Origin of the sequence: Dermacoccus sp. BD5, assembly GCF_044878485.1 — a bacterium.
GTDB classification, from domain to species: domain Bacteria; phylum Actinomycetota; class Actinomycetes; order Actinomycetales; family Dermatophilaceae; genus Dermacoccus; species Dermacoccus nishinomiyaensis.
Window position 1 is genome coordinate 362,656 of the sequence record NZ_JANJER010000002.1, and the last position, 8,162, is coordinate 370,817.

An 8,162-nucleotide genomic window follows, 5' to 3' on the forward strand; every position below is an offset into this window, starting at 1 on the left:
CGTGAATCGCCGTTGGGTCGCTGGATCGCAGATGTGGACGAAAATCGCGGATGGGTACAGGAATCGCAGATGGGGCGGGTGTTGACGCCCAGATGTGCAGCGATTCGCCAAGAGCGCCAGGTCTGAGAAACTGGGAATTCATCTGCCGCCCCCGATCCTGTGGGGCGGCCATCTTGTCGAAGGAGGGCGATGAACGAGCACAGGGGTCTGCGGGCGTCAGGGTGGCCGGGGGTGGTCGTGCTCGCCCTCGGCATCTTCGCGATGGTGACGGTCGAGGAGCTGCCGATCGGCGTCCTCACCCTGATCAGCGACGACCTGGGCGCCTCCGAAGGAGCCGTAGGCCTCGGCGTGACGCTGGCCGGCGCCGTCGCCGGTGTCATGGGATTGTCGACGTCACTCGCCATCGGCACCCTCGATCGTCGCGTCGTGCTCTTCACGGCACTGCTCGTCGTCGCGGCCGCGACCACGGCGTCCGGGATGGCCACGAACGTCGCCGTCTACCTCGTCGCGCGTTTGTGCGCCGGGCTCGGCATCGGCGTGTTCTGGGCGCTCATCGCCATCGTCGCCTCCCGCATCGTCGCGCACGAACGCGCGGCGCTCGCGACCACCGTCGCGTTCGCGGGGGCGTCGGGAGCGACGATCCTCGGCGTGCCGATCGGCACGTGGCTCGGCACGACGTGGACGTGGCACGTCGCGTTCTACGCGCTCGCCGCGTTCTGCTTCGTCATTGCCGTCGCGCTGTGGTTCCTCGTGCCGAGTGTGCTCGTCGACGAGAAGTTCACGACCGACGGGTACCGCCGCGCCTGGTCGATCGGCCCGGTGCGTCTCGCGCTGCTCGTGACGGCGGTGCTCGTCGTCGCGCAGTTCTGCGCGTACACCTACGCGAGCCCTGCGCTGCAGGAGTTCGCGCACGTCAGCCCCGCGGGTGTCGGCGCGATGCTGCTCGTCATGGGCATCACCGGGTTGTTCGGCAACGTCGGCTCAGCGCCCATCATGCGACGTCGCCCGATGCTCGCGATGCTGCTCGTCACGTGCGGCATGACGGCCGGCATCGCGGGCCTCATGCTCTCGGGAACCCCCGCCGTCGCGGCCCCCGCGATGGGCGTGTGGGGACTGTTCGGTGGCGCGATGGCCGTCGTGCTGCAGCACTGGGTACTGACGAGCGCCGGGCCCTACGCCGAGCCCGCCGCAGCGCTCGATTCGGGCATCTTCAACTTCGCGATCGCCGGCGGAGCCGCCCTCGGAGCGTTCGTCCTCGACGTCTCGAACATCCACACCGTGTTCGTCGTCGCCATCGTCGGCACACTGACGGCGACCGCCATGGTGCTCGCGTACCGGCGTCGCGTCACGGCCTGAGGGCTGCATCGCGCGGCCAACGCAGGGCCCAGCCGCGCCATTTCGTGCACGTCAGGTCATCGCCGCATCCCCCGAGCTCGAACACGCCGTGGCGCAAGCGTGTTTCGGGCGTGTGACACGGCCTGGACGCCGCTGAAACGCGGGGGCCCGCCTCGGCATACTGGCGAACATGTCAGAACTTCTGCACTTCACGACCACTGACGCGGACCGCTCGGCCACCGAGCCGCTGCGCGACGACATCCGTCTGCTCGGCGGGTTGCTCGGTGACGTCATCCGCGAGCACGAGGGTGAACGCGTCTTCGGCCTCGTCGAGGACGCCCGGGTCAAGGCGTTCGGGGTCCGTCGTCAGGAGGTCGACCGCGCGTCGTTCGGCGGCACGCTGACGGGGCTGTCGACGCGCGACGCCCTCCACGTCATCCGAGCGTTCAGCCACTTCGCGTTGCTCGCGAACATCGCGGAGGATCTGCACCGTGAGCGTCGCCGCGCCGCTCACGTCGCGGCGGGGGAGGACCCGCAGGACGGCTCGCTCGCGGCGACCTTCCGCAAGCTCGCCGGCGCCCACATCGACGGGGACACGGCCGCCGAGCGGCTGGCGGGCGCCACCGTCGTTCCCGTCATCACGGCACACCCGACGGAGACGCGCCGCCGCACCGTCTTCGAGGCGCAGAGCCACATCAAGCGCCTCATGCGGGAGCGCACGCGCATGCAGCTCGACCCGAGCGAGGACGCGGAGAACATGCGCCAGATCAAGCTGTGGGTGCTGACGCTGTGGCAGACGGCACTCATCCGGCTGAGCAAGATCACGATCACCGACGAGATCGACGCGGGCCTGCGCTGGTACGACGCCGCGTTCTTCGAGGTGATGCCGACGCTCAACGCCGAGTTGCGTGACGCGTTCGCGGCCCTGCTCCCGGGCGCTGGAATCGCGGATGAGCCTGTGCTGCAGGCTGGTTCGTGGATCGGTGGCGACCGTGACGGCAACCCCAACGTCACGGGTGACGTCGTCGCCTACGCCACACGCCGTGCCGCGGAGACGGCGCTCGATCACTACCTCGACGAGCTCGACAAGCTGCAGACGAGCCTGTCGCTCTCCCGACGCATGGCGCCCGTCACGGACGAGTTGCTGACCCTCGCGCAGCACGCAGCTGACGCCGGCGACGCCCGCGACGACGAGCCCTACCGTCAGGCGTTGTCGTACGTGCACGACCGACTCATGGAGACGCATGGGGTCGTCGTGGGGGCTGATGCGGGCGATCCCGGCGCGGCGGGCGCGGCTGGGCCGGCCGGCGCCGTCGGCGCGGGGCAGGGCGGTGAGGCTGACGACCCGTACGTCGCCTATGCGACGCCCGAGGAGTTCCTCGCCGACCTCGACGTCATCGACGCCTCGCTGCGCAGCACCAGTGACGACCTGATCGCCGACGACCGACTCGCCACGCTGCGAGAAGCGGTGCGCACGTTCGGTTTTCACCTCTACGGCCTCGACCTGCGCCAGAACTCCGAGACGCACGAGGCGACCATCGCGGAGCTGTTCGCCTGGGCCGGCGTCTGCGACGACTACGCCGCGCTCGACGAGGACGCCCGCGTCGAGCTGCTCACCGCGGAGCTCGCGAACAACCGTCCCCTCGCCGGGCCGAATGCGACGTTCAGCGAGACGACGACGAAGGAACTCGCGATCACCGCGGCCGCCGCACACGCCGTCAGGACGTTCGGTGAGAAGGCCGTGCCGAACCACGTCATCTCGATGTGCACGAGCGTGTCCGACATGCTCGAGACGGCCGTCCTGCTCAAGGAGGCCGGGCTGCTGACGGTGACGCCAGAGGGTCCGCGCTGCAGCGTCAACATCGTGCCGCTGTTCGAGACGATCGAGGATCTGCAGGTCTCCGCGACGACGCTGCGCGCGGCGCTCGCCGTCCCCGCCTACCGCGCCCTCGTCGATTCGAAGGCGCCGCCCGCCGACACCCACTGCGCGCAGATGCACCCGGGTTCACCTGCACGCAAGGGCGGAGGGCTGCAGGAGGTCATGCTCGGCTACAGCGACTCGAACAAGGACGGCGGCTACATGGCCGCCAACTGGGCGCTGTACCGCGCCGAACTCGACCTCGTCGAGGTGGCCGAAGAAGCCGGCATCCGACTGCGGCTGTTCCACGGCCGAGGCGGCACCGTCGGACGTGGTGGTGGCCCGAGCTACGACGCGATCCTCGCGCAACCGCCGGGCGCCGTGCGCGGCTCGCTGCGCCTCACCGAACAGGGCGAGATCATCGCCGCCAAGTACGCCGAACCGAAGCTCGCCACGCGCAACCTCGAGGCACTCGTCTCCGCGACGATCGAGTCGTCCCTGCTCGACGTCGAGGGTCTCGAACCATCCGAGGTCGAAGACGCCTACGCCGCGATGGACGAGATCGCCGCCCTCGCCCGCGAGGCGTACGGCGACCTCGTGCACCGCACCGACGGATTCGTCGACTACTTCAAGACGTCGACGCCCGTCGCCGAGATCGGCGAACTCAACATCGGCTCCCGCCCCAGCTCACGCAAACCGACGTCGTCGATCGCCGACCTGCGCGCCATCCCGTGGGTGATGTCGTGGTCGCTGTGCCGCGTCATGCTGCCCGGCTGGTACGGCACGGGCACCGCCCTCGAACGCTGGATCGGTGACGACGACGCGCGCCTCGCGCAGCTGCGCGGCTATGTCGAACGCTGGCCGTTCTTCCGCTCCGTCATCTCCAACATGGCGCAGGTCATGGCGAAATCCGACCTTGGACTCGCCGCCGAATACGCCGAACTCGTCGAAGACGCCGACCTGCGAGCGCGCGTGTTCGACAAGATCCGCGACGAACACGCCCGCACCCTCGCCATGTACGAGAAGATCACCGGCCACGACGACCTGCTGTGGGACAACGCCGCTCTCAAACGTTCCGTCTTCAACCGCTTCCCCTACCTCGAGCCCCTCAACCACCTGCAGGTCGAACTCCTGCGCCGCTACCGCGCCGGCGACGATGACCCCCAACTCAAACGCGGCATCCTGCTCACGATGAACGGACTGGCGACAGCGCTGCGCAACTCGGGGTGACCGGGCAGCGCGCGAGCGCGCTCCCCGGCCCCCCGGAGTTCGATGATTTTTGACGCTGACTCCTCAGCGCTCGCCCAGCGGGCTCGCTTGATCGCGGTCAGGGTGGCGGGCGGGGGCTGACCTCGCAGGTTCCGCCAGAAGCTCGCTTGGTCGTCCTCAGCACGAGACGTCGAGGGTGCGGCAGAGCGAGGTGCCGAGAAGATGGCGGTCGGCTGTCACCAGGGTCATGACTTCGAGGGCTGCCTGGGTGACGAGCATCGCGTCGAACGGGTCGCGGTGGGGCAGTTCGCTGCTGACGCGCGCCGCCTCATCGGCATGCCAAGGAAGAACGGGCAACTCGAAGAGCCCGGCCGCCCGCAGAGGGCCGTGATGCCGTCAGGCCCGGACAGCTTGCCGGAGCGCACCTTGATCTTCGTCTCCCAGACGCTGGCGGCCGACACGTAGGACTTGGGTGCCCCGCTCCGTGGTGCCGCGCGCGTCGCGGGGCGCATCGGCTCGAGCGTGACCGGGATGCCACGATGAGGGCATGAGCGACACACTGATCCTGGGCGCCGGCGGGCTGTACCCGCCGCTCGTCGAGCAGCTCGTCGATGACGGCGCCCTGACCTGGCCACACGGTGGCGCTGACCGACGCGCGATGCTCGACGATCACGCCGCCGACATCCGCGTCGTCGTCAGCAGTGCGGGCGTCGGAGCGGATGCGCGCCTCATCGACGCGCTGCCGAACCTCGAACTCATCGCCAACTTCGGTGTCGGCTATGACGCGACGGACGTCGACGCGGCCACCGCGCGTGGCATCCCGGTGACGAACACCCCCGACGTCCTCGACGACTGTGTCGCCGACCTCGCCATCGGCCTGACGATCGACGTCATGCGCGCCATCTCCGCCTCGGATCGGTATGCGCGACAGGGTCGTTGGAAGAGTGACGGCCCGTACCCGCTGCAGCGGCGCGTCACCGGAGCGAAGGTCGGCATCCTCGGTCTCGGCCGCATCGGGCAGGCCATCGCGACGCGATTCGAAGGGTTCCGCTGCGAGATCAGGTACCACAATCGTTCGCGCAAGGACGTCGCCTACGACTACGAGGAGAGCCCCGCGGCGCTGGCCGAATGGGCCGACGTCCTCGTCGTCGCGACTCCTGGCGGCGCGCAGACGAAGGCGCTCGTCGACGCCGACGTGCTCGCTGCCCTCGGTGAAAACGGCTACCTCGTCAATATTGCGCGGGGCAGCGTCGTCGACCAGGAGGCGCTCATCGAGGCGTTGCAGCATGACGCGATCGCGGGCGCCGCGCTCGACGTGTTCACCGACGAGCCAGGCATCCCGCAGGAGCTATGCGACCTCGACACGGTCGTCATCACCCCGCACGTCGCGAGCGCGACGCACGAGACGCGCCGCGCGATGGCCGACGTCGTCCTTGCGAACATCGACGCCCACCGTGCGGGCCAGGAGCTGCCCACCCGCGTCAACTGACGATCGATGACGGCCCTTGCGCCACGACCACCCTCGCGGCGAGCGTCATGACTCGTCCTCGGCCTTTCGGAATGGGCGAGCCGGAGGCAGGCGAGACTGCGGATGCCGCCCGCGAGTCCGGTCCCGGATTGGAGCCAGGTGGCGTTTGTGCCGATTCCGAGCGTGTGGGAGAAAACGATGGTGGACGAGGCCGAGACGAGGCGGAGGACATCGCCGAGGAGGAGGGCCTGCCGCAGGTCAGCTACGACCCAAATCAGCAGGCGAGGCTGGACTGCATGCTGCAGGTTCGCCCGCTGATCGGGTTGGACCCGTCGCAGATGAGCGAGCAGGCGGCGAACGAGGCAGCGGCGCAGTTGAGGACGTTGCTGGCGAACAGGCCGTAACGTTCCGGCCCGCCAGCCAGGACGGATCTGGCTCCGTCTGGGCCGAAGGCGCGCTTCGCCGCGAACCTCACCCCCCTGACCACCAGTCGGCGTGCGCGACGAGCAGCGCCCCGCGACATCGGTTGAGCAGCGTGTGATGGCGCGCTGGTCGAGTTGGGGTGCAATCGACTCTTCGGCAGCCCCTGGTGCTGCCATGTTGTCGATCCTTGCGCCGGCTGACAGCCTCTACCGAACCCGGGGCGATTCAACTCGCGACATGGACGCCCCGACGCGGTTGCATCGGGCTGGAACAAACAACCGCACTCTGGTTAGCTACAGCCAGACCCGTAATCCACGGGCCCCTCGACGGGCCGCTTCGAGCTGGGGCGGTCGAAGGAGTGAAAGACATGGCAACTGGTAACCGCGCCGTGGTGTTCCACGGTACCGAAGACATGCGAGTCGACACCGTCGATTACCCCAAGCTCGAGATGCCGAACGGCCAGAAGGCCCCCCACGGCGTCATCCTCAAGATCGTCGCAACGAACATCTGCGGGTCCGACCTGCACATCTACCGCGGTTCGTTCCCGGTGCCCGAGGGCATGCTCATGGGTCACGAGATGACTGGCCAGGTCGTCGAGGTCGGCCCTGACGTCGAGTTCCTGTCCGAGGGCGACCTCGTCTCCGTCCCCTTCAACGTCGCCTGCGGCCGCTGCCGCAACTGCCGCGCCCGCCACACCGAGGTGTGCGAGACGACGAACCCCGACGCCTCCTGCGCCGCCTACGGCTTCAACCTGGGTAACTGGGACGGCGGCCAGGCCGAGTACATGTTCGTGCCCTACGCCGACTTCCAGCTCCTGCGCTTCCCCGACAAGGACCAGGCCATGGAGAAGATCCGCGACCTGGCGCTGCTGTCGGACATCCTCCCCACCGCATTCCACGGTCTCATGGAAGCCGGCGCCAAGCCGGGCTCCACCGTGTACATCGCCGGCGCTGGCCCCGTCGGACGCTGCGGCGCTGCTGCGGCCCGCCTGCTCGGTGCGTCGTGCATCATCGTCGGCGACTACGACCAGAAGCGACTCGACCTAGTCAAGCGCAACGGCTGCGAGACCATCGACCTGTCCCAGGACGTGCCCCTGACCGACCAGATCGAGGCCATCCTCGGTGAGCCGATGGTCGACAGCGCTGTCGACTACGTCGGATCCGAAGCTCACGGCATCGGCTCCGACGCGGACAAGCTCATGCCGCAGGCCGCGATCAACCAGGTCATGGACGCAACCCGAGCCGGCGGCGCCACGGGCGTCATCGGTGTCTACGGGCCCGACCCGCTCGCGCCGACGCAGGAAGGCAAGGAAGGCACCTTCCCGCTCGACTTCGGCAAGGTGTGGATCAAGTCGCCCCGCATCTCTGCGGGCCAGGCGCCGATCATGCACTACAACCGTGAACTCATGATGGCCATCCTGTGGGACCGCATGCCCTACCTGAGCGACATGCTCAACACCAAGGTCATCAGCCTCGACGAGGCCCCTGACGCATACGTGAAGTTCAACGAGGGTTCGGACGAGAAGTACATCATCGACCCGCACGGGATGATCAAGCACTGATCGTCTTGCACCCCTGACGTGGGGGGGGGGGGGGGCCCCCCCGGGGGGGGGGGGCCGCCCCCCCCCCCCCCCCCCCCCCCCCCCCCCCCCCCCGGGGGGCGGGGGGGGGGGGGGGGCCCCCCCCCCCCCCCCCCCCCCCCCCCCCCCCCCCCCCCCCCCCCCCCCCCCCGCCCCCCCCCCGGGGGGCCCCCCCCCCCCCCCCCCCCCCCCCCCCCCCCCCCCCCCGCGGCCCCCCCCCCCCGGGGGGGGCCCCCCCCCGGCGCCTGCTCGTCTGACCTCACGGCTCACGCTCGGTCAGACGAGCATCG

At 69.4% G+C, this 8,162-nt stretch carries 6 protein-coding genes; all 6 read left to right on the plus strand.

Going from position 1 to position 8,162, the window contains the following annotated elements; genetic code table 11:
- Positions 1–189 precede the first annotated feature (189 nt).
- Positions 190–1,356, plus strand: a complete 1,167-nt coding sequence (locus NQ706_RS03255) for an MFS transporter (RefSeq protein ID WP_038566865.1) — start codon at positions 190–192, stop codon at positions 1,354–1,356.
- A 169-nt stretch (positions 1,357–1,525) separates the two neighbouring features.
- A complete protein-coding gene (gene ppc / locus NQ706_RS03260) occupies positions 1,526–4,423 on the plus strand; it encodes a phosphoenolpyruvate carboxylase (RefSeq protein WP_038566867.1) in 2,898 nt (965 codons plus the stop codon).
- A 201-nt stretch (positions 4,424–4,624) separates the two neighbouring features.
- The gene (locus tag NQ706_RS03265) at positions 4,625–4,867 is read left to right on the plus strand and encodes a hypothetical protein (protein WP_281711687.1); all 243 of its coding nucleotides are present in this window, start codon (positions 4,625–4,627) and stop codon (positions 4,865–4,867) included.
- An 82-nt stretch (positions 4,868–4,949) separates the two neighbouring features.
- Positions 4,950–5,891 carry a 2-hydroxyacid dehydrogenase gene (locus NQ706_RS03270; protein WP_038566871.1) on the plus strand — a complete coding sequence of 314 codons (942 nt, stop codon included), beginning with the start codon at positions 4,950–4,952 and terminating at the stop codon, positions 5,889–5,891.
- Between the two features lie 71 nt (positions 5,892–5,962).
- Positions 5,963–6,274, plus strand: coding sequence for a hypothetical protein (locus NQ706_RS03275; RefSeq protein ID WP_038566873.1), 312 nt, complete (start codon positions 5,963–5,965; stop codon positions 6,272–6,274).
- A gap of 386 nt (positions 6,275–6,660) precedes the next feature.
- Positions 6,661–7,854: an alcohol dehydrogenase catalytic domain-containing protein gene (locus tag NQ706_RS03280; protein WP_038566875.1), complete on the plus strand. Its 1,194-nt coding sequence runs from the start codon at positions 6,661–6,663 to the stop codon at positions 7,852–7,854.
- Positions 7,855–8,162 lie beyond the last annotated feature (308 nt).